Annotated in this window: 19 protein-coding genes; 16 read left to right on the forward strand and 3 right to left on the reverse strand. The window is 56.3% G+C overall.

Annotation, left to right across the window (positions count from 1 at the left end; translation table 11 throughout):
• Positions 1–8 precede the first annotated feature (8 nt).
• A complete protein-coding gene (locus tag FKG95_RS07510) occupies positions 9–1,253 on the reverse strand; it encodes a D-alanyl-D-alanine carboxypeptidase family protein (RefSeq protein WP_246116715.1) in 1,245 nt (414 codons plus the stop codon).
• A gap of 204 nt (positions 1,254–1,457) precedes the next feature.
• On the opposite strand from FKG95_RS07510, the gene FKG95_RS07515 reads away from it, so the two are divergent.
• On the forward strand, positions 1,458–2,198 hold the full coding sequence (locus tag FKG95_RS07515) for a hypothetical protein (RefSeq protein ID WP_142895702.1): 741 nt from the start codon (positions 1,458–1,460) through the stop codon (positions 2,196–2,198).
• A gap of 27 nt (positions 2,199–2,225) precedes the next feature.
• On the opposite strand, the gene FKG95_RS07520 is transcribed toward FKG95_RS07515, so the two are convergent.
• Entirely contained in the window at positions 2,226–3,041 is an 816-nt protein-coding gene (locus FKG95_RS07520) for a proteasome-type protease (RefSeq protein WP_142895703.1), read from the reverse strand.
• A 431-nt stretch (positions 3,042–3,472) separates the two neighbouring features.
• Here FKG95_RS07520 and FKG95_RS07525 point away from each other — a divergent pair, with 431 nt between their 5' ends.
• The 8 genes from FKG95_RS07525 (at position 3,473) to FKG95_RS07560 (ending at position 11,261) form a co-directional block, all read left to right on the forward strand.
• Positions 3,473–4,015 (forward strand): phasin family protein, encoded by a 543-nt coding sequence (locus FKG95_RS07525; protein WP_142895704.1) that lies wholly within the window; start codon positions 3,473–3,475, stop codon positions 4,013–4,015.
• Between the two features lie 620 nt (positions 4,016–4,635).
• Entirely contained in the window at positions 4,636–5,715 is a 1,080-nt protein-coding gene (gene pseI / locus FKG95_RS07530; RefSeq protein WP_179953968.1) for a pseudaminic acid synthase, read from the forward strand.
• Between the two features lies 1 nt (position 5,716).
• A complete protein-coding gene (pseF, locus tag FKG95_RS07535; RefSeq protein ID WP_142895705.1) occupies positions 5,717–6,436 on the forward strand; it encodes a pseudaminic acid cytidylyltransferase in 720 nt (239 codons plus the stop codon).
• The gene (locus tag FKG95_RS07540) at positions 6,436–7,329 is read left to right on the forward strand and encodes a class I SAM-dependent methyltransferase (protein ID WP_218940102.1); all 894 of its coding nucleotides are present in this window, start codon (positions 6,436–6,438) and stop codon (positions 7,327–7,329) included. Before pseF ends, FKG95_RS07540 begins: the two co-directional genes overlap by 1 nt.
• Entirely contained in the window at positions 7,326–8,081 is a 756-nt protein-coding gene (locus FKG95_RS07545) for a class I SAM-dependent methyltransferase (protein WP_218940103.1), read from the forward strand. The genes FKG95_RS07540 and FKG95_RS07545 overlap by 4 nt, the downstream gene beginning before the upstream one ends.
• Before the next feature lie 80 nt (positions 8,082–8,161).
• Positions 8,162–8,671 carry a GNAT family N-acetyltransferase gene (locus tag FKG95_RS07550; protein WP_246116716.1) on the forward strand — a complete coding sequence of 170 codons (510 nt, stop codon included), beginning with the start codon at positions 8,162–8,164 and terminating at the stop codon, positions 8,669–8,671.
• A gap of 12 nt (positions 8,672–8,683) precedes the next feature.
• Positions 8,684–10,606, forward strand: a complete 1,923-nt coding sequence (locus tag FKG95_RS07555; RefSeq protein ID WP_142896001.1) for an NAD-dependent epimerase/dehydratase family protein — start codon at positions 8,684–8,686, stop codon at positions 10,604–10,606.
• A complete protein-coding gene (locus tag FKG95_RS07560) occupies positions 10,590–11,261 on the forward strand; it encodes an HAD family hydrolase (RefSeq protein ID WP_142895708.1) in 672 nt (223 codons plus the stop codon). The genes FKG95_RS07555 and FKG95_RS07560 overlap by 17 nt, the downstream gene beginning before the upstream one ends.
• Before the next feature lie 353 nt (positions 11,262–11,614).
• On the opposite strand, the gene serB is transcribed toward FKG95_RS07560, so the two are convergent.
• On the reverse strand, positions 11,615–12,547 hold the full coding sequence (gene serB / locus FKG95_RS07565; RefSeq protein WP_342779203.1) for a phosphoserine phosphatase SerB: 933 nt from the start codon (positions 12,545–12,547) through the stop codon (positions 11,615–11,617).
• Positions 12,548–12,641: 94 nt separating this feature from the next.
• Here serB and miaA point away from each other — a divergent pair, with 94 nt between their 5' ends.
• The 7 genes from miaA (at position 12,642) to mreD (ending at position 20,599) form a co-directional block, all read left to right on the forward strand.
• On the forward strand, positions 12,642–13,646 hold the full coding sequence (miaA, locus tag FKG95_RS07570; protein WP_142895709.1) for a tRNA (adenosine(37)-N6)-dimethylallyltransferase MiaA: 1,005 nt from the start codon (positions 12,642–12,644) through the stop codon (positions 13,644–13,646).
• Positions 13,647–13,806: 160 nt separating this feature from the next.
• Positions 13,807–15,570: an acetolactate synthase 3 large subunit gene (locus tag FKG95_RS07575; protein ID WP_142895710.1), complete on the forward strand. Its 1,764-nt coding sequence runs from the start codon at positions 13,807–13,809 to the stop codon at positions 15,568–15,570.
• Between the two features lie 179 nt (positions 15,571–15,749).
• Positions 15,750–16,265, forward strand: a complete 516-nt coding sequence (gene ilvN / locus FKG95_RS07580; protein WP_142895711.1) for an acetolactate synthase small subunit — start codon at positions 15,750–15,752, stop codon at positions 16,263–16,265.
• A 154-nt stretch (positions 16,266–16,419) separates the two neighbouring features.
• A complete protein-coding gene (gene ilvC, locus FKG95_RS07585; protein ID WP_142895712.1) occupies positions 16,420–17,439 on the forward strand; it encodes a ketol-acid reductoisomerase in 1,020 nt (339 codons plus the stop codon).
• Positions 17,440–17,921: 482 nt separating this feature from the next.
• Entirely contained in the window at positions 17,922–18,962 is a 1,041-nt protein-coding gene (locus FKG95_RS07590; protein ID WP_142895713.1) for a rod shape-determining protein, read from the forward strand.
• A gap of 108 nt (positions 18,963–19,070) precedes the next feature.
• A complete protein-coding gene (mreC, locus tag FKG95_RS07595) occupies positions 19,071–20,093 on the forward strand; it encodes a rod shape-determining protein MreC (protein ID WP_142895714.1) in 1,023 nt (340 codons plus the stop codon).
• Entirely contained in the window at positions 20,090–20,599 is a 510-nt protein-coding gene (mreD, locus tag FKG95_RS07600) for a rod shape-determining protein MreD (protein ID WP_142895715.1), read from the forward strand. The genes mreC and mreD overlap by 4 nt, the downstream gene beginning before the upstream one ends.
• Positions 20,600–20,723 lie beyond the last annotated feature (124 nt).

A 20,723-nucleotide genomic window follows, 5' to 3' on the forward strand; every position in this document is an offset into this window, starting at 1 on the left:
GCTCGTCTTTAGCTGCTTCCGGGCGGCACAACCACGCAGTTGAAGGACATATAGGTCAGCTGCCGGCAGGCTTCACGCGCTCCGGCTTCATTCAATTCACCGAGCCGTGCCCGAAAGAGCGTGCCTTGCAGGCCATCCACTGACAGAACGGAAATCGGCTTCGCGCTGAGAATTTGCGGCACGCTATGCGCGGCGAGAGCGGCCGCCTGCTTCGCCGGTGCCGGTTTGCTGAAGGCACCCACCTGAACGCCCCAGTTCCCGGGACTGAAGGACGGAGTCACGCCAGCCTGTTTCGCCGGGTTGTTTGCGTTCAGGGCGAGCGGCGCCGCAGCTGTGACCATGGGCAGCCCACTGCTCGGGTCTGTCGCACCGGCGCGAGGCGTGCCCGAAGCGGCAAGGGCAAGCTGGGTTGCGGTCGGCTTGCGCCGGGGCACAGGCGGCGTGCTTGCAATGCGCAGCTCGGCCAGCTTGGTGAAGCTGCGGTCCAGAAGCTTCCTGATGTGCTTGTCGCGCGAACGCGAGGTCCGGCCGCCGAAGACCACGGCGATCAGCCTGCGGTTGTTCCGTTTCACCGAGGCAACAAGATTGAACCCGGATGCGCGGATGTAGCCGGTCTTGATGCCGTCCGTGCCTTCGTAATTCTTGAGCAGCTTGTTGTGGTTCCGATAAGTCCGGCCCGCATAGGTGAAGGATTTGGTCGAGAAATACTTGTAATAGCCCGGGAAGTCGTTCAGGAGCGCCTGCGCCAGCTTCGACATGTCCCGTGCCGTACTCAACTGCCCGCGGTTCGGCAGTCCGGATGCATTGCGGAACTGGGTGCGCTTCATCCCAAGAGCGTGAGCGCGCTTGGTCATCATGCGGGCGAAGGTGGTTTCCTTGCCGCCCAGGGCTTCTGCCATGACGACTGCCGCGTCATTTGCGGATTTGGTCACCAGCGCCAGGATCACATCCTTGGCCTTGATCGTGCGTCCGGCCTTGAGACCCAGTTTCGATGGGGGCATGCCGGCGGCGCGCCGGGAAACCTTGAGCTTCTGATCGAGGGTGAGGGTGCCCTTCTCCAGGGCTTCGAACGCCATGTAAAGGGTCATCATCTTCGTGAGGGACGCGGGATAGTTGCGTGTGTCCTGATTTGCGCCGTGCAAGACCTGGCCCGTTTCGGCGTCAATCACGATCGAGGCATAGCGCGCCTCAGCGATAACAGGCGCGGTAAGCAGCGCTGCCGCGATAACCATAAAACCGAATAGTCGCCGCACGTCCATCCCCAAGAGTCTGAAATTACTGACTGTTCTGCAAAAACGCAAAGGTTAATCCCTAAGTTTAAACCATATGCCCATGATTCTAATTAAACTTTAGGGGTTCGATGAGTCTCTGTCTACAAGGATAATGCCAGCCTCCTTGAAATGTGGTTAAAATTAACCTCATATTTTCAAGGATGAAACACCGGAGGCACCTTGTTTATGGACCGCAACACTACGCTGCACCGCGGGGTTGTTTCCAGCTCTTTCGGCATTGCAGCCGTGCTGCTCCTGGGGGCTCTGTCAGCTTGTACCTACCGTGGGCAGATCGACCGGCCTTTTACGCAGAAAGCGACCTGGTTCAGCTATTTGAATGGCGATGATATCCGTGCGCGCTGCCAACCGGGCAGCGGCTTCGAATACCGGCTGATTTACAATGGCCGCTACGATGAGCAGATCCGCAGCTATGAAATGGTCGATGACGGGGCCGGCGGGGCGCGCCTGACCGCACGTGTGCAGGAGGGGATCGGCATTGATGTGACGAAGCTCTCGGTGACCAATCCCCTGAAGAAAAATGCCTGGACCAAGGCCGAGCGCGTTCTCACGACCGACGAACGCATTCAATTCGAGAAGGCTCTGGAGGCCAGCGGTGCCGGCCGGGCGACTTCCGAGGGATTGCGGCTCTTCTCCGGTGAGTTTTATTGGCTGGCCAACATCTGTCACGACGGCGTTTTTGTCTTCAACGCCTGGCGCTACCCTTCGGACCGCTACGGCGAGCTGAAGTTTCCTGAACTTCTACTAGCCATGGATGAAACCGGTGTCGCGTTCAATCCTCCCCGCTTTATCCCGGCGGCCGAGCGGATCCAGGCCAATGATTCGCACCCGGACCGACGGGAATACAACACCACGTTCAACGTTGAGGTTGGCGAGAACGGTCTGAAGGGCGCCGCCGGCAAGATTTGAGTGAAGCGCGGGCTCCGGGTGCGGCGATCAGTCGTCCGAGACCAGTTTAAGCCGTTTGGGGTCGTGTCCGGGCACCAGCCGCTCGGCCCAGGGGCCATCCGGCATTTCATTGGCCAGCTGCTTGAGATGCTCGTTCCACCAGACCCGCTGATCGCGAAGGTCGTCGTAATCGTAATGCGCCTGGCGCCAGCCGGAATCTTCACTGGAGAGTGTCAGGACGTCGATCGGGAAACCGACGTCCGCGGCTGAGAGCCGGGTCGAATCAAACGAGAGATAGGCGAGCTTGAGCGCCGTCAGCATAGGGGTGTCGTAGGTGAGCCCTCTATCGAGGATCGGTTTGCCGTAGGCTGTGGAGCCGATCGATAAGTAAGGGGTCCGCTGCCCGATCTCGATCCAATTGCCCTCGGGATAGACCAGATAGGCGGTTGGTGTGGCGTCGTCGCTGAGCTGACCGGCGACGATGGCATGGAGATTAAAGCTGAGTTCAGATTCCGAAATTGCGCCGCGATCTTCCTCGGCAACCTGCCGAAGGCATCTGGAGTAGATGGCGACCGCATCGAGCATATTGCGGAGCTTTGGAGCGTCGGGAGACTTTAGATCCCGGTCCAGATAAGACAGGGTCTTGTCGCGCAGGGACCTGAGTCCCGACGTCATGACGCTGAAGGCCTGTTTGCCCGGAAGTGCCGATCCGGCGGCGGTCGCTGCGACGTTCTGGGCGGTATTTTGCGTGGGTCCGTGCAGAGAAACTTTGCTGGCATTGGTGACCTGATTGCCACTGGTAATGCGGCCGTCGGCGAGGAGTAACAGGCCTTCTTCTACCTTGATGGCCAGGCAATAGGTCATATCTGCGTCCGTAAGATCCCAGGGTTTTTAGTCCGAACCGCGCGAATCCAAACCTTTTCAGAAGTGGATGCGCAGACACAAGCTTTGGACTGATCCACTGCGTCAGTCGAGTCCAAAAAATGATTTACGCGTTTTTTATGTGCAGTTTTTTGCTGCAACCGCGAGATCTTTCACAATTATGGTTAAAAAACTGTAACCAAAAACCACGTAGGATCCTTTTTTCTGTATGGGAAATCGGTCGCATTTCATGCAAATGCTGCACTGCAAAATATTTCTTGACACACGAGAAGCGTTAACTATCTTACACCTGTGTTGCACTGCAACATTCCGAAATTTGGAGAATTGAACCGGACGTTTTTTGCGTGCGGTTGTAGTGAGCTACATGGCGGCAGGCGCCATGCATTTATCACCTGGATCTTAGGAGTTTAAAGATGGCTGTTAAGAAGACGACCGCTTCCACCACCGCAAAAGAAGCGACCAAATCCGCAGAAGCTGCAGTCTCTGCAGGTAAAGAAGTTGTAGAATCCGTTGTGAAGGCCGGCTCCGAAGCTGCTGCCAAGGGCTACGAGCAGGCCGTTGCCATGACCAAGGAGCAGGTCGAGCGCACGTCCAGTGCCGTATTTCAGGGTTACGACGAAATCGCCACTCTGGGCAAAGACAACATCGACGCTTGCGTCGAAAGCAGCAACATCGTTGCCAAGGGTTTCGAAGACCTCAGCAAGGCCTGGATGAGTTTCGCACAGAGCTCCATGGACGCGCAGGTTGCGATCTCCAAGGAGTTGCTTGGCGTGAAGACTTTCCGTGAGGCTGTCGACATGCAGACCTCATACACCAAGAGCAGCTTCGACACAGCGATGGCTGAGAGTGCCAAATTGACCGAACTTTCGGTCAAGGTTGCCAATGCGGCCATGACCCCGATCCAGGATCGCGTCAATGTCATGACCGACAAGCTGTTGAAGCCTGTTGCTGCCTAAAGCGCCAAGTGTTTAGCCCCGGCATTTGACAGTTGGGGCGCCGTCGCGGCGGGACCGAATTTTAGGGCACCGTCGCGACGGGACCGATTTCTCCCATCGGTTAAGAGGGGGCGGGGCCGTTTGGCGGGTCCTACGCAAGACGTCCGCGACGTCGTTCACCACGAAGTGGCGGATGGGAAAAAGCGAGCCGTCCCGGTGGGACTAAGTCGAAGTAACGCGAGCCCACTTCGTGTCGACAGACGTCGCTTGTCCCTGAATATGCGCAGCATGTTTGATTGCCTCAGACCATGCCTGGGATACGCAGCGAGGACGATTTGATCCTGAAGATTATGTGTCCCTACATGTCACCCACCGAATTTGCAATATGTGCAATTATAGATTGTTCTGCTTCCTGCGTCGCGCCAACACAGGGACGGCTATATTTCAGCCGCGTTTGTATTGCATTGGATTCACTCACAGGTTAAGGGTTTGACCAGCAAGCTCTGCTGGCGGAAATCTTATGGCTGTTGGTCTGGTAACGAGCCTCAGTCAATACATTCCGGGAGGTTTCGTGCGGCACTTTATTGGGTAATAAATAAAGTAAGCGTTGCTAAATGCCCATTGGGAGATATGCGCGTTCCATGACAACACCTGTCATTCCTGCCTCGCCGATTTGCATCGATGGACGCACTATCGGACCCGTTGAGAAGCCTTTCATCATCGCGGAGATGTCTGGTAATCATAACGGAGATATTGAGCGGGCATTTTGCCTCTTGGAAGAGGCACATCGAGCGGGTGCCGACGCGGTCAAGCTTCAAACCTATACCGCGGATACGATAACTATCGATCATGACGGCCCCGAGTTCAGTGTTGAGGGCGGTTTGTGGGATGGTCGTAGACTTTATGAGCTTTATCAGGAGGCGCACACGCCTTGGGATTGGCATCCTGCCATTTTCGCGAAGGCCCGCGACCTCGGCATTACGATCTTTTCCTCTCCATTCGATCCGACAGCTGTAGACTTTTTAGAAGGGCTTGATGCGCCGGCTTACAAAATAGCTTCCCCAGAATTGATCGATATTCCGCTGATCCGCTATGTTGCGAAGACTGGCAAGCCGATGATCATGTCCACGGGCATGGCTACCCTCGACGAAATCGGTGATGCAGTCGATGCGGCCAGGACAGGCGGATGCACAGAGCTAGTCTTGCTCCATTGTACAGCCGCTTACCCGGCGCTTCCACAGGACGCAAATCTGGCATCAATTGCCGATTTGGCAGACCGTTTTGGCGTTCTGATTGGCTTATCCGATCACACAACGGGAACTGTTGTGGCCACTACGGCTATTGCACTGGGTGCAGTGGTGATCGAGAAGCATTTTACACTTGCAAGGGCTGATGGTGGTGTTGACAGTGCATTTTCCTTGGAGCCGTCCGAGCTTAAAACTCTTGTAAAAGATGCGCACACCGCCCATTCGTCCATTGGACTGCCGACGCATGGACCAATTGAATCGGAAGCGTCTGTTCTAAAGAACCGCCGATCACTTTATGTCGTAGCCCCAGTCCGAAAGGGTGAAGTCTTCGGACCTGAAAATATCCGGTCCATCCGCCCGGCGAAGGGGCTGCCTCCTAAAATGCTTGACGAGGTTTACGGACGTCGTGCGACGCGTGACTTATCGTTTGGTGAACCACTTTCCACCGATATGATTGATGGCCGGTCGGACTGACATGTCGGTCGATACAGCAGACGCTTCCACGAAAAAAAAACTTGCCGTTATTCCTGCGCGCGGCGGCTCCAAGCGTATTCCACGCAAGAATATCCGCAGTTTTCGAGGTCGGCCGATAATTGCGTGGTCAATTGATGCTGCGCTCGGATCCGGTCTTTTTGACGAGGTGATGGTAAGCACCGACAGCGAGGAGATTTCCAATACGGCCCGTGAGTGTGGTGCATCGGTTCCATTTTTGCGTTCATCCAAGACCTCCGATGATCATGCGACCACCTCAGATGTTTTACTGGAGGTCCTTGGTTGCTATGGTGAAAGGGGCCAGCAGTTTGACGTCGCCTGCTGTTTGTATCCGACAGCACCGTTTGTCACTTCGAACGCGTTGACCGATGGCCTTAGGCAGCTTGAAATCGGAAGCTTCGATGTGGTCATGCCCGTGACACGCTTCGACTATCCGATATGGAGATCGCTGAAGATGCTCCAGGGCGGCAAAATTTCTCTGAATTTCCCCGAGAATCTTAACGCGCGGTCGCAGGACCTGCCGCCAGCCTTTCACGATGCTGGCCAGTGGTATTGGTTTCGTATTGCTGAATTCCTCCGCGAAAAGGTTTTGATGGGGTCTAACACAGGAGCGGTCGAGTTGCCTTCCAGTGAAGTACAAGACATAGATACACTGGACGATTGGGTTTTGGCAGAAATGAAACATGAGCGGATGATGTCGTGATGGACAGGCGTTTGCAAAGGCATGAGTACGGCTTCCTTGAGCTTGTTAAGCCTCCGAACGAGGACGAACTCACCAAGTATTATGCCGATAAGTATTACCAGTCCGAACAGGGAAATTATCGCAACCGCTATTCGCCCGAGGAGCATGCGGTAATCAATCTGCGTATTAAACTTCGAGCGACACAGGCTGACCACCTTCGAGGCACAAATGACCCGGGACGTCTATTGGACGTCGGATGCGGCGAGGGATTTGTATTGTCGGCTTATGAGGCAAATGGATGGGATGTCGAGGGGATCGATCACAGCATCGAGGGTGTCAGGGGCATGAACCCTGATCAGTTGAAGAATGTCAGGCAGGGTAACCTGTTCAGGCTACTCGAAGACTGTGTCGCTGCTGGTTCCGCTTACGATATTGTTTGGCTGGGAAATGTGTTGGAGCATGTAAGGAACCCTGTGGACTTGATGCGTTCGATCCGTGCGATCGTTAAACCTTCCGGCCTTTTAGTGGCGACGGTACCAAATGACGGCACCCCTTATCATGAAGAGCTTTTCGACAGCGGCGCAATTCCCGATCGTTTTTGGATCGCAATCCCAGATCACCTGTCCTACTTCACGCGTGAAAGTCTAGCGCGGACAGCGGAGGCGACGGGCTGGATGGTTCGCAAAATGCAGGGCGATTTCCCGATTGACCTGTTTTTAAGTCACCCAGGTTCGAATTACGTTGCAGACCGGGCGCAGGGCGGGTCAGCGCATTCTGCGCGACTGACCCTAGAGGCCATGATCGGCCGTGCTGGAACCGACGCGGCGAACGAGTTCTACACCGCGCTGGCGGGCGTTGGATTGGGTCGAAACCTTACCGCCTATCTGGCACCAAACAAAGAGAACACGCTGTGACTGAAGAAAATGTAGTCAAAACCCTTGTAGGCTCTACACCGAATGAGGTGGACGCCAAACTGGGCCTCGCAACGAAACTAAGGAACAGCCGTATTCCGGACGCCGAAATCCTGGACAATTTGGGCCTCTATCTTACGCGCCAAACCCTGTCGCGCATCGCTTTCATGCAAAAAATCTATGAATTGATTGTGCCGGTCCATGGTGTCGTGATGGAGTTTGGTGTGAGGTGGGGGCAAAACATGTCCCTTTTCTCGAACCTCCGGGGCATTCATGAACCCTTCAACTACAATCGACGGATCATCGGCTTCGATACCTTTGAAGGTTTCCCGTCAGTGGACGAGCGCGACGGCCGTCTCGTCAGCGCGGGCGACTACGGTGTTGCGACCGATTGGAAGGAAGACCTCGATGGTATCCTGGACTTCCATAATGCGAACGCGCCGATCCCACATAAGAAGAAGTTTGACCTCGTCGTTGGAGACGCAACAAAAACGTTACCGGATTATCTCGAAAAGAACCCGGAGACCATTGTCGCGCTCGCCTATTTCGATTTCGACATCTATGCGCCGACCCGTGATTGTCTCGAGGCATTGTTACCTCACCTGACCAAGGGCAGTGTTCTGGCTTTCGACGAATTGAATACACCGGAGTTTCCAGGAGAAACACTTGCTCTCAAAGAAGTATTGGGCTTGTCACGTTATGCTATCCGTCGGGAAGCTTTCAGTCCGCTGACGTCCTATTTGGTGATAGAATGACGCTTCAGGCTGGGGAAAACGTTGGGTCTGGAACATATCGTGTTATGCCAAATTCTGAGTTGCTCTCGGGCAGCTTGTGTATGTCGGCGATCCAGCCTGAGCATATCGAATTGGTCCGGCAATGGCGGAACGCTCAGATGGACGAGCTTCGGCAGTCGCACCCGATTACACCAGAAGAGCAGGAAAAATTTTTCAAGGAAAATGTCTGGCCGGACAAGGCCGTAGACAAGCCTGCCCAAATTCTACTCGCAATCAAGGAGGGGCGCAGACTGATCGGCTACGGCGGTCTGGTGTATATCAATTGGGAGCATCGTCGAGCGGAGGTTTCCTTTCTTCTATCTGAGGAAGTCGAAGCTTTGCCCGACCAAAGATCACAGGTTTTTTTGGATTTTTTAAATTCGATCAAAGCGCTATCCTTCGTCGATCTTGGTTTGAACCGGCTCACGACTGAGACTTTCGCCCACAGGACACGTCATATCGAAACGCTTGAAACGGCCGGTTTCAAGCGTGAAGGCACCCTACGTGAACATATCGTTATGAACGGGAAATACGCGAACTCAATTTTGCATGCTGTTATTGCGAGTGATTAGGTGATCGAAAGAATGATCGGAAGACGCGTTTTTGTCTCTGGCGGCGCAGGTGTCATTGGTCTGGAGCTAGTGCCTAGGCTTGTACGTGCAGGCGCGACTGTGCTCGTTGGCGATCTCAAACCACGCCCTGCGAGTTTTGAGAGTTGCGTGATTTACAGGCAGGGAGATCTTAATGCGCTCTCACAAGCCGAGTTAGATGCATTCGCGCCAGATGTCTTTATACATCTTGCCGCCACTTTCGAACGCTCGACGGAAAGCATAGAGTTCTGGGGCGAAAACTTCCGGCACAATGTTATGTTGAGCCATCACTTGATGACCCTTGGCCGGCGATGCCCGACCTTGCGGCGCGTCGTTTTTGCGTCGTCTTATCTTATCTATGATCAGTCTCTGTACCAGTTTGATACTGAACAAAAAGCTGGTGTGTGCCTCAATGAGGAACATCCTATTTCCCCCCGAAACCTCACGGGTATGGCCAAATTAGCTCATGAAACAGAGCTCAAATTCCTTGACGGTTTCGAAGAGTATCCGTTCACATCCATCTGCGTCAGAATCTTTCGTGGCTATGGTCGAAACTCCCGCGACGTGATTTCAAGGTGGGTACGCGCGCTCATAGCGGGCGAGCCGATTACTGTTTACCGTCGTGAAGGTTTATTCGACTACACCTACGCTGCCGATAGCGCTGAGGGCCTCTTGCGACTGGCTCAAGCCGATCATGCAACGGGTGTCGTGAACCTTGGTACCGGCCGGTCTCGTCGGGTAAGCGATGTTGTGACAACTCTGCAGCAACATTTTCCGGATGCTCAAGTAAACGAGGTAGAAAGCGACATTCCATTTGAAGCGTCTCAGGCTGATGTATCGAAACTCCGTTCGATCTTGAATTGGGTTCCAGCCTACGACTTGGAAGACGCCATTCAAGAGATTGTCGATTTTGAACGTGCCCAGTGCAGATCGCAAAAAACTGGCTCGGCCCAAAGGTTAGGCAATGTCTTAATAACCTCTGCTGCGCGGAAGGCGCCGCTTGTCCGAGCGATGAAAAGTGCGGCGCAACGAATTGGATCTGAGATTGAGATCATTGCGGGCGATATCGACCCCGACGCCCCCACCCAACATGTCGCCGATGGCTTCTGGCCGATGCCGCGCACCGAGGTGGGCGAGCTGCCGGCTCTTCTATCCGGTTGTATCGCGCGGGGTATTCGCGCCATCTTACCTACACGCGATGGCGAGCTTACGTTCTGGGCAGAAAATCGTGCCGCCTTTGCGGAACAGGGAATAGAGGTAATCGTATCCAAATCAGACTCTGTGGCGTGCTGTCTCGATAAACTGGCTTTTGCCGAATTTGGTATTGCAAACGATCTGCCAACTATCCCGGCTTCTATTAAGCCTGAAGATATCGATGCCGATCGATTTGTTGTAAAAGAGCGCTTTGGGGCCGGTTCGCGCAGTATTGGCCTTAATCTTGAACTGGACGCCGCCAGAGAGCACGCCAAAACGCTTGATGCGCCTATTTTCCAAGCCTATTTCCAAGGCTTGGAAATTAGCATCGACGCTTGGATTAATCGCGACGGCACACCGGCCGGCCTGGTTCTGCGTCGGCGTGATCGTGTCGTGAACGGCGAATCTCAAACCACTACGACCTTCCGGGACCCTCAAATTGAAGCTGAGGCCTGGCGTATTCTTGCCGCCTTTGATCTCTATGGCCCGGTTGTCATGCAAGCCATTGTAATCAACGGGTCAACGCTAGAGATTATTGAAATCAATGCGCGCTTTGGTGGTGCATCTACGACTTCGCTGGCTGTCGGGCTCGACATTTTCTATTGGAGTATCACGACAGCCTTTGGAATGGCCGAAGGGCAAATTGATTTCCTGCGCAGCGACCATGAAGTCCGTCAAATTCGCCTTCCCTCAGATACTCTGATCTATGATCCTGATATTTGACCTGGACGACACACTCTATGATGAGCGCAGCTTTGTTTTAAGCGGTTTGCTTTGTGTCGCCCAACACGGCTCCCAAGAATTTGGGCTTGATCCCGAAGCATCTTTTTCTTTCATGAAGCAGGTTCTTGAGCATGAGGGGCGGGGCAGCATCTTCGATCGATGGCTCGCTCAGCATGGGATTGCGAACCGCAAGCGCGTGGCTGCCTGCGTGAAGATCTACCGGCACCATCATCCGAATATCACGCTACCATCGGCTCATCGGGAAATGCTTCATCGTCTGCAGCTACTATACCCGCTTTATCTTGTGACTGACGGACACAAGGTCGCGCAGCAACGTAAGGTAGAGGCACTTGGAGTTGGGACTTTTTTTCGTCGCGTATTCATCACTCACCGATTTGGTATCGCTCATGCCAAACCGTCGCTGTATTGCTTTGAGCGTATCAAGCAAGCTGAAGGTGTGGACTGGCCGCAGCTTCTGTATGTTGGCGATAATCCCTCCAAGGATTTCGTAAACCTTAACAAGGTCGGCGCCGTAACCGTCAGAATTCACACCGGCATACACGCTCAAGCAGTGGTCGAAACTGAGTTCGATGCAACCCATCACATCGACCGACTGAGCGATTTCGAAACTCTTCTTGCACATATAACTGATTAGGGGTGGCCCCCTCCTCAAAGCGAAAGGCCCGGAGGCATTCGTATTTCAGGGGCTGCCTAAGGCGTTCCACCGCACCAGCGGCGGTTCTGGTCGGGACTTGGCCTCTCAGAATTCAAGAAGTGATTTTCGGCATCCGTTCAGACGTTTTTCCGATATCGCAGCCTTGTGCAACTCGCAGTATCATAGTTTCCCGCGATGCGGTCTGACAGCCCTACGCTGCGACCAGGTGACTGCTTGCTGCGTCTTCGACGGCCCCATCAATGGTAAGTGCTTCTGCGCTTATGTCGAACGGCAGTTCGTTCCGGTTCCGTTGCCTGGTGATGCTGTTGTCTTTGTGGGTTCTGGCGCAGGCGTCAGTTTACGAATTCTTCCCGCCGGTAACCCTGAAAGTAGAGCAAGGCAGTTAGATCACCATGATCAATCTGAAAGGCCGCAGCCTCCCTGACCACTGCTTTGCCATGGTATGCGGCGCCCAGGCCCGCGACGGCCAGCATGGCGAGATCGTTCGCGCCGTCACCGACCGCACACACCGCCTGACTGTCGATGCCTTCCCGCCGAGCCAGGTCCTCCAGCGCTTCCTGTTTTGCCTCGCGGCCCAGGATCGGTTCCGCCACCCGCCCGGTCAGACGCCCATTCTCGATGATGAGTTCATTGGCGCGATCTTCATGGAATCCGCAGAGATCGCGGATCTGAGACGTGAAGAAGGTAAAACCACCCGATACCAGAGCCGTGTAGGCCCCATGTGCGCGCATGGTTTGCACCAGTTTCCGCGCGCCCGGGTTGAGGGTCATGAGCTTACTGAGGCCATGCAGGTTTGTCTCGGACACATCCCTTAACAGCGCCACTCTGCTCCGCAGAGACTCTTCAAACGCCAGCTCGCCCGCCATCGCCCGTTTGGTAACCTCGGCGATCTTAGGCCCGATCCCCAGAACCTCGGCGAGTTCGTCGATCATCTCCTGCGCGATGATGGTGGATTCCATGTCCGCGACCAGGAGCGCTTTGCGACGCCCTTCTGCTTGCTGGACCGCGTGATCAATCGAGAGACCCGAGAGAATTGGCCCCACAGCTTGTCTTGCCACCTCGATTTCCAGTCTGTCAAAGGCCAGATCGCAGGCGTGCCCCTGTGCCAGCCAATCGGGCGCAGCGACAGCGGCCCCGGCTGTGGTGAGGGCCTGTTGCAGCATTTCGACCGTTGAGGCTTCGAGTGGTGCCGTATCGGACCCGGCGACCAGGGTGAGTACATTGGACATGACGCCGGTATAGCGTCCGGATCCTCGGGAGTTCAAGCCATAAGCTCACTGACGCTGCAGGCGTTGCGATTGCGCTGCAGGGGCAGACTTGATACCTCAATGCGGTCTAAAGGAAGAAGTCCGAAGCCTCATGTCCGCTCAGCCCGACCAGAGTGAGAATCTCAAGTGCCTGCAAACCGCCCTGGCCAGTCGTCCGGTTGTGCTGGTTGGCGGCCCCACGGCCAGCGGCAAGTCCGGTCTTGCGGCGGATGTTGCGGCGGCCTTCAACGGCGTTGTCATCAATGCGGACTCAATGCAGGTCTATCGGGAACTCGATATCATTACCGCGCGGCCTAGTGCGGACGAGTTGACCAAAGCGCCGCACCGGCTCTTTGGCGTTCTCTCCGGCGCGGAGCGCTGCTCGGCGGCGCGCTGGCGCGCGCTGGCTCTGGCCGAAATTGAAGCGGCCTTCAAAGCGGGGCGATTGCCGATCGTCGTTGGCGGGACCGGCCTTTACCTGCGGACGCTGGAAGAGGGGCTCGCGCCGGTGCCGGAGATATCGGAGGAGGTTCGCCAGCAGACCTGGCGAGATTTCGAACAGCTCGGGGCGGAGGCTTTTCATCGCGAACTGGCACGGCGCGATCCGGAGATGGCGGGGCGTTTGAATGTCGGCGATACGCAACGATTGCTTCGGGCCTGGGAGGTCCTCGCGGCGACCGGAACGTCGCTTGCCGAGTGGCAGGCGCGGCAGGCAGACAACGCCGCGCAATTGGACCCCGGATTGTCTTTGCTGAAACTTGCCGTCATTCCGCCACGCGAGGTGATCTATGAGCGTTGCAACGCGCGCTTCGAGGCCATGACGGCAGAGGGGGCGATCGAGGAGGTAGAGGCCCTCTTAAAGCTTGGCCTCGATCCGGCCCTTCCGGTCATGAAAGCCATCGGCGTCCGGGAGTTCGGGGCCTATCTGGCGGGGGAACTCAGCCTGGAAGCGGCGGTTTCCAAGGCGCAGCAGGAGACACGGCGTTACGCAAAGCGGCAAATGACGTGGCTGAGGAATCAGTATGCTTCTAAAAACGTCATCGAAACGCAATATTCGGAAAGTTTAAGTCCAAAAATATTTAATATTATTCGTCAGTATCTGTTGACCCTGCCGTGACGACCCGCTAGGGTGCGCGCCTCTTCGCCAAAAGCTTGGCGTCGATGGCCTTTGCTTGGCCAAATGCCCGGATTTGCAGCCTAATTTTATCGTGATCCGGTCTCAGCGCATCCGTCAGGCAGAGCAGGAATTGAACATGCCGATTTGAAGGATTTGAGAAATGGCATCGGAGCAGATGAACGGCGCGGAAATGGTGATTAAATCCTTGGTGGATCAGGGAGTCGAGGTCATTTTCGGATATCCTGGCGGCGCTGTCCTGCCGATTTACGATGCGCTTTTTCAGCAGAACAACATCGAGCATATCCTTGTCCGTCAGGAAGGCGGCGCCGTGCATGCGGCTGAAGGCTATGCGCGCTCCACAGGAAAGATCGGCGTGGTGCTGGTGACGTCCGGACCGGGTGCGACCAACGCGGTGACCGGTTTGACCGATGCCCTGATGGATTCCATCCCGATTGTCTGTCTGACCGGCCAGGTGCCCACGCATCTGATCGGCAACGACGCGTTCCAGGAAGCCGATACCACCGGGATCACGCGCCCCTGCACCAAGCACAATTACCTGGTGAAGGACATCCAGGATCTGCCACGTATCATGCACGAGGCCTTTTATGTTGCGCAGACCGGCCGTCCGGGCCCGGTCGTGATCGATCTCCCGAAAGACATCCTGCAAGGCAAAAGCGACTGCTACATTCCGCCCGAGGACGTGAAGCATCGCAGCTACAAGCCGCAGATCGACGCGGAACCCAGCAAGATTGAGCAGGCTGTAAAGCTGATCGCCGCCGCGAAGCGTCCGGTTTTCTACACCGGTGGCGGTGTGATCAACGCAGGTGACCGCGGTTCTGAACTGCTGACCCGCTTTGTGCGCAAGCTGGGTGTGCCCTGCACAAACACGCTCATGGGTTTGGGCAGCTATCCGGCCAGTGATCCGCAGTTTATCGGCATGCTGGGGATGCACGGGACTTACGAGGCCAATCTGGCCATGTATAACTGTGATCTGATGGTCAATATCGGTGCGCGTTTCGATGACCGGGTGACCGGGCGTCTCGACGAGTTCTCGCCGAATTCGACGAAGATCCATGTCGACATCGATCCCAGCTCGATCAATAAGAATGTCATGGTCGACCTGCCCATTATCGGCGATGCGGCAAGGGTTCTCGAGGCCATGATGACGGCCTGGGACGAGGGCGGTTACCAACTCGACCAAAAGGCTTTGAAATCCTGGTGGGCTCAGATCGAGGAGTGGCGCGCGAAGGACTGCCTCGCGTACACGCAGAAGGGCAAGCTGATCAAACCGCAGTACGCGATCCAGCGGCTGTACGAGCTGACCAAAGACCGCGACACCTACATCACCACCGAGGTGGGCCAGCATCAGATGTGGGCGGCGCAATACTTTAAGTTCGAAAAGCCGAAACGCTGGATGACCTCCGGCGGTCTGGGCACGATGGGCTACGGCCTGCCTGCCGCGCTCGGCGTGCAGCGTGCCCATCGGGACTCTCTGGTCATCGACGTGGCGGGTGAAGCCTCGATCCTGATGAACATTCAGGAACTCTCCTGCATCGCGCAGTACAATCTGCCGGTGAAGGTCTTTATCGTGAACAACCAGTGGATGGGCATGGTGCGGCAGTGGCAGGAGCTCCTGCACGGTGCGCGCTATTCGGAGAGCTATTCCTCCTCGCTGCCCGACTTCGTGAAACTGGCGGAATCCTTCGGTATGGTGGGGATCCGCTGCGAGGACGCGGCGGATCTGGACGACAAGATCATGGAGATGATCGATACCCCGCGGCCGGTGGTTTTCGATTGTGCGGTGACCCAGGACGAGAATGTTTTCCCGATGATCCCGTCGGGTGCGGCTCACAACGAGATGCTGCTCGGACCGGATGACAAAGTGCAGAAGCCGATTTCCGAGGAGGGCATGGTCCTCGTCTGATTGCGGCTGCCGCTCCCGGTTCTATCACTTTTCAACGCGCAGCGATGACCAGCTGGTCGGGCGCATGACAGGAAAGAGCAGGGAGATGACCGGCCCCGGTCAAAGCGGGGTAGCCGACGGTGTCACTTACTTCACAAGCTTTTCAAAATCAGCTTTTTGCAATGAACGGAATACGGCCAATGGCGCCGAGAGAAACAAATATCGAGAAACGCACCATCGCGGTGCTGGTAGACAATGAACCGGGCGTTTTGGCCCGTGTCATCGGCCTCTTCTCCGGCCGGGGTTATAACATTGAGAGCCTTACGGTGAGTGAGGTCGATCAGTTCAAGAATTTTTCCCGCATCACGGTGGTCACCTCCGGTACCCCTCAGATCCTGGAACAGATCAAAGCGCAGCTTGATCGCCTCGTCCCTGTACACCGGATTAGCGACCTGACCAACGAAGGTCCCGCGGTCGACCGTGAACTCGCCCTCGTCAAGGTGGCCGGGACCGGTGAAAAGCGGGTTGAGTCTCTGCGTATTGCCGATATCTTCCGCGCCAGCGTCGTTGATTCCAGCCATGATCACTTCGTGTTTGAGATGACCGGCAAGAGCGACAAGCTGGATGTGTTCATCGACCTGATGCAGCCACTCGGCCTGGTCGATGTCAGCCGCACAGGCGTCGTCGCGATCTCGCGCGGGCCGAAAGGTCTTTGACACAGATACCGCAACGCGATAGGCCAGCCGCCGGCTTTCGTGCAGATAACAAACTACCGAGTTTCCGTCGCGGAAGATCCCGGGTCATTCCCGAGCACGCGAAGGGTTTTATCCAAGTTGACAGAGAGACAGTAAGAAACGGAAGGAAAACGCCATGCGTGTCTATTATGACCGTGATGCCGACGTAAATTTGATCAAGGGTAAGAAGGTTGTCATCGTCGGTTACGGCAGCCAGGGCCATGCCCATGCGAACAATCTCAAAGACAGTGGCGTTGCCGACGTCCGCGTTGCGCTGCGTGCCGGTTCGGCGACTGCCAAAAAGGCCGAAGCTGCAGGCCTGGAAGTCATGACGCCGGCTGACGCCGCCGCCTGGGCCGATGTCGTTATGATGCTGACGCCGGATGAATTGCAGGCCGCCATCTACCAGAACGACCTGGCGCCGAATATGCGCGAGGGCACGGCGCTGGCTTTCGCACATGGTCTGAACATTCACTTTAGCCTGATTGAAGCCCGCGCTGATATCGACGTCTTCATGATCGCGCCGAAGGGCCCGGGTCACACGGTGCGCTCCGAGTACCTGCGCGGCGGCGGCGTTCCATGCCTGATCGCTGTCGAGCAGAACGCCTCCGGCAACGCCCAGGAGATCGCGCTTTCCTACGCTTCCGCAATCGGCGGCGGCCGGGCCGGCGTCATCGAAACCACCTTCCAGGAAGAGTGCGAAACCGATCTCTTCGGTGAGCAGGTTGTGCTCTGCGGTGGTCTGACCGAGTTGATCAAGGCCGGCTACGAGACCTTGACCGAAGCCGGCTACGCGCCTGAAATGGCGTACTTCGAGTGCCTGCACGAAGTGAAGCTGATCGTCGATCTGATGTACGAAGGCGGCATGGCGAACATGCGCTATTCGATCTCCAACACGGCCGAGTACGGCGATTACGTCACCGGCCCGCGGATCATCACTGCCGAGACCAAGGCTGAAATGAAGCGCGTCCTGGACGACATTCAATCCGGGCGCTTTACGCGCAACTGGGTGCAGGAGTGCCAGGCCGGACAGCCGAGTTTCAAGGCGACCCGACGCCGTAACGCCGAGCATTCGATTGAGGAAGTCGGCTCCCGCCTGCGGGCCATGATGCCGTGGATCGCGGAGAACAAGCTCGTCGATAAAGAAAAGAACTAAGGTTCTTTCACAGACGCGGGACGCGATTTCTGGTCGTAAGGACTGCACGAATCGCCCTCGAGCGCAGAAGGCCGGCTGATGATCAGCCGGCCTTTTTTCATCCCCTGGAGCTCTCTTGTGCGCGGGGCGCGCGAAGCGATTGTTTTTACTCACTCATGCGGTGGCTTTCTTCGCACCGCGGCGAGCATAGTCCGGCTTTGGATAAAGTGTGATTTTCTGTTTGCCTAGTTAGATCTTGTTAACCATTTTCTGTAAGGTTAATAGAGTAGGTAATGCACTGGTTTTCCCGGATTCCCGGGGAGAGATTCTCTTTGTGTCGGACTCATTCGAAAGAATGCGACGTGGTGGCAAGGTTGTGGTGAAGACTATGTATTCAAAATCAGCCACGCCGCGTATTCAGTTCCGCCGCTGCTCTGTCCGGGGGCGCGCGTCGGTTCCGGCTTGTTATGCAACTTTCTCATTTGTGAAAGGTTGAAGCTTTCATGTTTTCCCGTTTGCTCGGCATGTTCTCGGCCGACATGGCAATCGATCTCGGAACAGCCAACACCCTCGTTTACGTCAAGGGACGCGGCATCGTTCTGAACGAACCTTCGGTGGTCGCAACGACCGAATACAAAGGCAAGAAGCAGGTTCTCGCCGTTGGTGACGAAGCGAAGATGATGCTGGGACGTACGCCCGGTAACATCGAAGCCATTCGTCCGCTGCGCGATGGTGTCATTGCCGACTTCGATGTCGCCGAGGAAATGATCAAGCACTTCATCCGCAAGGTTCATAACCGGGGCAGTTTCGCCAGTCCCGAGGTGATCATCTGCGTGCCGTCCGGATCCACGGCCGTTGAGCGCCGTGCGATTCAGGAATCTGCGGAGAGCGCTGGTGCGCGCCGGGTCTTCCTGATCGAAGAGCCCATGGCTGCTGCAATCGGAGCCGGTCTGCCTGTTACGGAACCCACGGGCTCGATGGTGGTCGACATCGGCGGTGGCACGACAGAAGTTGCCGTGTTGTCACTCGGCGGTATCGTTTACTCCCGCTCGGTACGTGTCGGCGGCGATAAAATGGATGAGGCGATCATCGCCTACATCCGGCGCAATCATAACCTTCTGGTCGGTGAAGCTTCGGCCGAACGCATCAAAAAAGATATCGGTTCAGCCTGCCCGCCGGAAGACGGCGAGGGGCGGACCATGGAGATCAAAGGCCGCGACCTGATGAACGGTGTTCCTAAGGAACTGGTCATTTCCGAACGTCAGATCGCCGAGTCCCTGGCTGAACCTGTCGGCGCGATTGTCGAAGCCGTTAAGGTGGCGCTGGAGCATACCAAACCCGAGCTGGCGGCAGATATCGTCGACAAGGGCATCGTGCTGACCGGCGGCGGCGGCTTGCTGACGAATCTGGATTATGTCCTGCGGGCGTCGACCGGCCTGCCGGTCTCGATTGCAGACGACCCGCTGAGTTGTGTCGCCCTCGGCACCGGCCGGTGCCTCGAAGAGATGAAGGTCCTGCGAAACGTCCTGATCGCGAACGATTAAACGTCAATAGTTTCTTTATTAATTAGGTATAATATTTTAACCTTGTTATAAAGAATCAAGTGCTTAACGGCGATTCGGAGACGAGTCGTCCGGCGATCGGGAGACGTTGTGAGCAAACGTTCGGGTAATGCGCTCGGCTTGGCGACGCCCATCAGGGCTTGGGCACAGCGTTCGGCTTTTGTTTTCTTTTTTGCCCTCGCAATTGTGCTCCTTGTTCTGGGACGGGCCCAGACTCCCGCTGTCGAACGGGTTCGCACAGCGGTGAATGATGCTGTCGCTCCGGTCCTTGAACTTGCTACCAGCCCGGTCGCAACCGTTTCAGATACGATCGTCAGCACCCGAGAACTTTTCGAAGTTCGTGCGGCGAACGAAGCGCTGCGGCAGGAGAACCAGCGTTTGCTGCAGTGGCGCGCGGCGGCGCAGCGGCTTGAAGATGAAAACCGCCTGCTGCGCGACCTCAACCAACTGACCATAGAACCGCGGACACGCTATATCACTGCACGGGTCATCGGCGACCAGGGTGGTGCATTTGTGCGCTCGGTGCTGGTGAGCGCAGGTGCGCGCGACGGTGTGGAAAAAGGGCAGGCGGCTCTGACCGGCCGGGGCCTCGCCGGTCGGGTTGCCGAAACGGGCCGCCGGGCGGCCCGGATCCTGCTTGTGACGGATATGAACAGCCGGGTGCCGGTGCTGGTCGGCAATGCGCGCGATCGCGCTGTCCTCGCCGGCGATAATTCGCCGAACCCGGAGTTGCTTTACTTCAGCCCCGGTGTGCAGATCCGTGTCGGCGACCGGGTCGTCACCTCCGGGCACGGCGGCGCCTTTCCCAGCGGACTGCCGATCGGTGTCGTGACCGACGTTCGCGAGAACGATGTCCGGGTCGAACCTTATGTCGACTGGTCTCATCTCGAATTCCTGCGTCTCGTGGATTATGAGCTCCCGAGCATCTTGAATTCTCCTGAGGATGGTCTGGTAAAGGGGAAAATCCAGTCACGTCAAGCAGCGCCGGTTGCTGCTGCGTCCGGACCCAATGATGCGGGTTCAGCCGCGGCGGCGGGCGAAACAGGAACGGCAGGCGCGACGGCAGGCGCCGTGGTGCAAGCCGGCGGGGCAGCGACGGAGCTGGCGCAGTGAAGTTCAGTCTTTGGCAACGCATGGATGCCATAGCCCGCAGCATGTTCCCGGTTACGGCGACGCTTCTCCTGATTATGGCGTCCATGGTACCCCTGCGGATACCCGATCTTGCTCCGATCATTCCGTCTTTATCGTTGATCGCCGTCTACTACTGGACAATCCACCGTCCCGATCTCATGCCCATCTGGGCGGTCTTTGTGATTGGTGTGGCCCAGGACCTGCTCAGCGGATCCATGTTGGGTGTGGGAAGTATTTCGTTGCTTGTCGTTCGGTATCTCGTGATCTCACAGGCACGCTTTTTTACCAGCGCGTCCTTTGTTGTGATCTGGAGTATCTTCGCGCTTGTTGCGTTTCTGGCGTTCTTTGTGATGTGGATACTCACGAGCTTGTTGACGGCGACCCTGGTTGAGTATAGTTCGGCGACCTTCCAGTATCTGATGACACTGGCGGTGTATCCGGGCTTCACGTGGCTTTTTGTCCATGGGCAAAGGTTGTTTTTGCGCTGATTATCTCCAGGTCGGGGGACCGGCTCGACGCCTTGTGTGCGGGCCGTGGAGATAGAGATTAACCGGTTCAGTTATATAGAAGGTTCCTCGTTGGGTTGCCTCGCAAAGAGGCGAAGCGGATCAA

The sequence above is a fragment of the Denitrobaculum tricleocarpae genome, from assembly GCF_007004665.1.
Classification (GTDB): Bacteria; Pseudomonadota; Alphaproteobacteria; order Kiloniellales; family Kiloniellaceae; genus Denitrobaculum; species Denitrobaculum tricleocarpae.

Excerpts from the sequence above, each read along its gene's own strand:
- FKG95_RS07515 (WP_142895702.1), top strand. The coding sequence starts at position 1,458 with ATGGACCGCAACACTACGCTGCACCGCGGGGTTGTTTCCAGCTCTTTC.
- FKG95_RS07520 (WP_142895703.1), bottom strand. The coding sequence starts at position 3,041 with ATGACCTATTGCCTGGCCATCAAGGTAGAAGAAGGCCTGTTACTCCTC.
- FKG95_RS07525 (WP_142895704.1), top strand. The coding sequence starts at position 3,473 with ATGGCTGTTAAGAAGACGACCGCTTCCACCACCGCAAAAGAAGCGACC.
- pseI (WP_179953968.1), top strand. The coding sequence starts at position 4,636 with ATGACAACACCTGTCATTCCTGCCTCGCCGATTTGCATCGATGGACGC.
- pseF (WP_142895705.1), top strand. The coding sequence starts at position 5,717 with ATGTCGGTCGATACAGCAGACGCTTCCACGAAAAAAAAACTTGCCGTT.
- FKG95_RS07540 (WP_218940102.1), top strand. The coding sequence starts at position 6,436 with ATGGACAGGCGTTTGCAAAGGCATGAGTACGGCTTCCTTGAGCTTGTT.
- FKG95_RS07550 (WP_246116716.1), top strand. The coding sequence starts at position 8,162 with ATGTCGGCGATCCAGCCTGAGCATATCGAATTGGTCCGGCAATGGCGG.
- FKG95_RS07555 (WP_142896001.1), top strand. The coding sequence starts at position 8,684 with ATGATCGGAAGACGCGTTTTTGTCTCTGGCGGCGCAGGTGTCATTGGT.
- FKG95_RS07560 (WP_142895708.1), top strand. The coding sequence starts at position 10,590 with ATGATCCTGATATTTGACCTGGACGACACACTCTATGATGAGCGCAGC.
- miaA (WP_142895709.1), top strand. The coding sequence starts at position 12,642 with ATGTCCGCTCAGCCCGACCAGAGTGAGAATCTCAAGTGCCTGCAAACC.
- FKG95_RS07575 (WP_142895710.1), top strand. The coding sequence starts at position 13,807 with ATGGCATCGGAGCAGATGAACGGCGCGGAAATGGTGATTAAATCCTTG.
- ilvN (WP_142895711.1), top strand. The coding sequence starts at position 15,750 with ATGGCGCCGAGAGAAACAAATATCGAGAAACGCACCATCGCGGTGCTG.
- ilvC (WP_142895712.1), top strand. The coding sequence starts at position 16,420 with ATGCGTGTCTATTATGACCGTGATGCCGACGTAAATTTGATCAAGGGT.
- FKG95_RS07590 (WP_142895713.1), top strand. The coding sequence starts at position 17,922 with ATGTTTTCCCGTTTGCTCGGCATGTTCTCGGCCGACATGGCAATCGAT.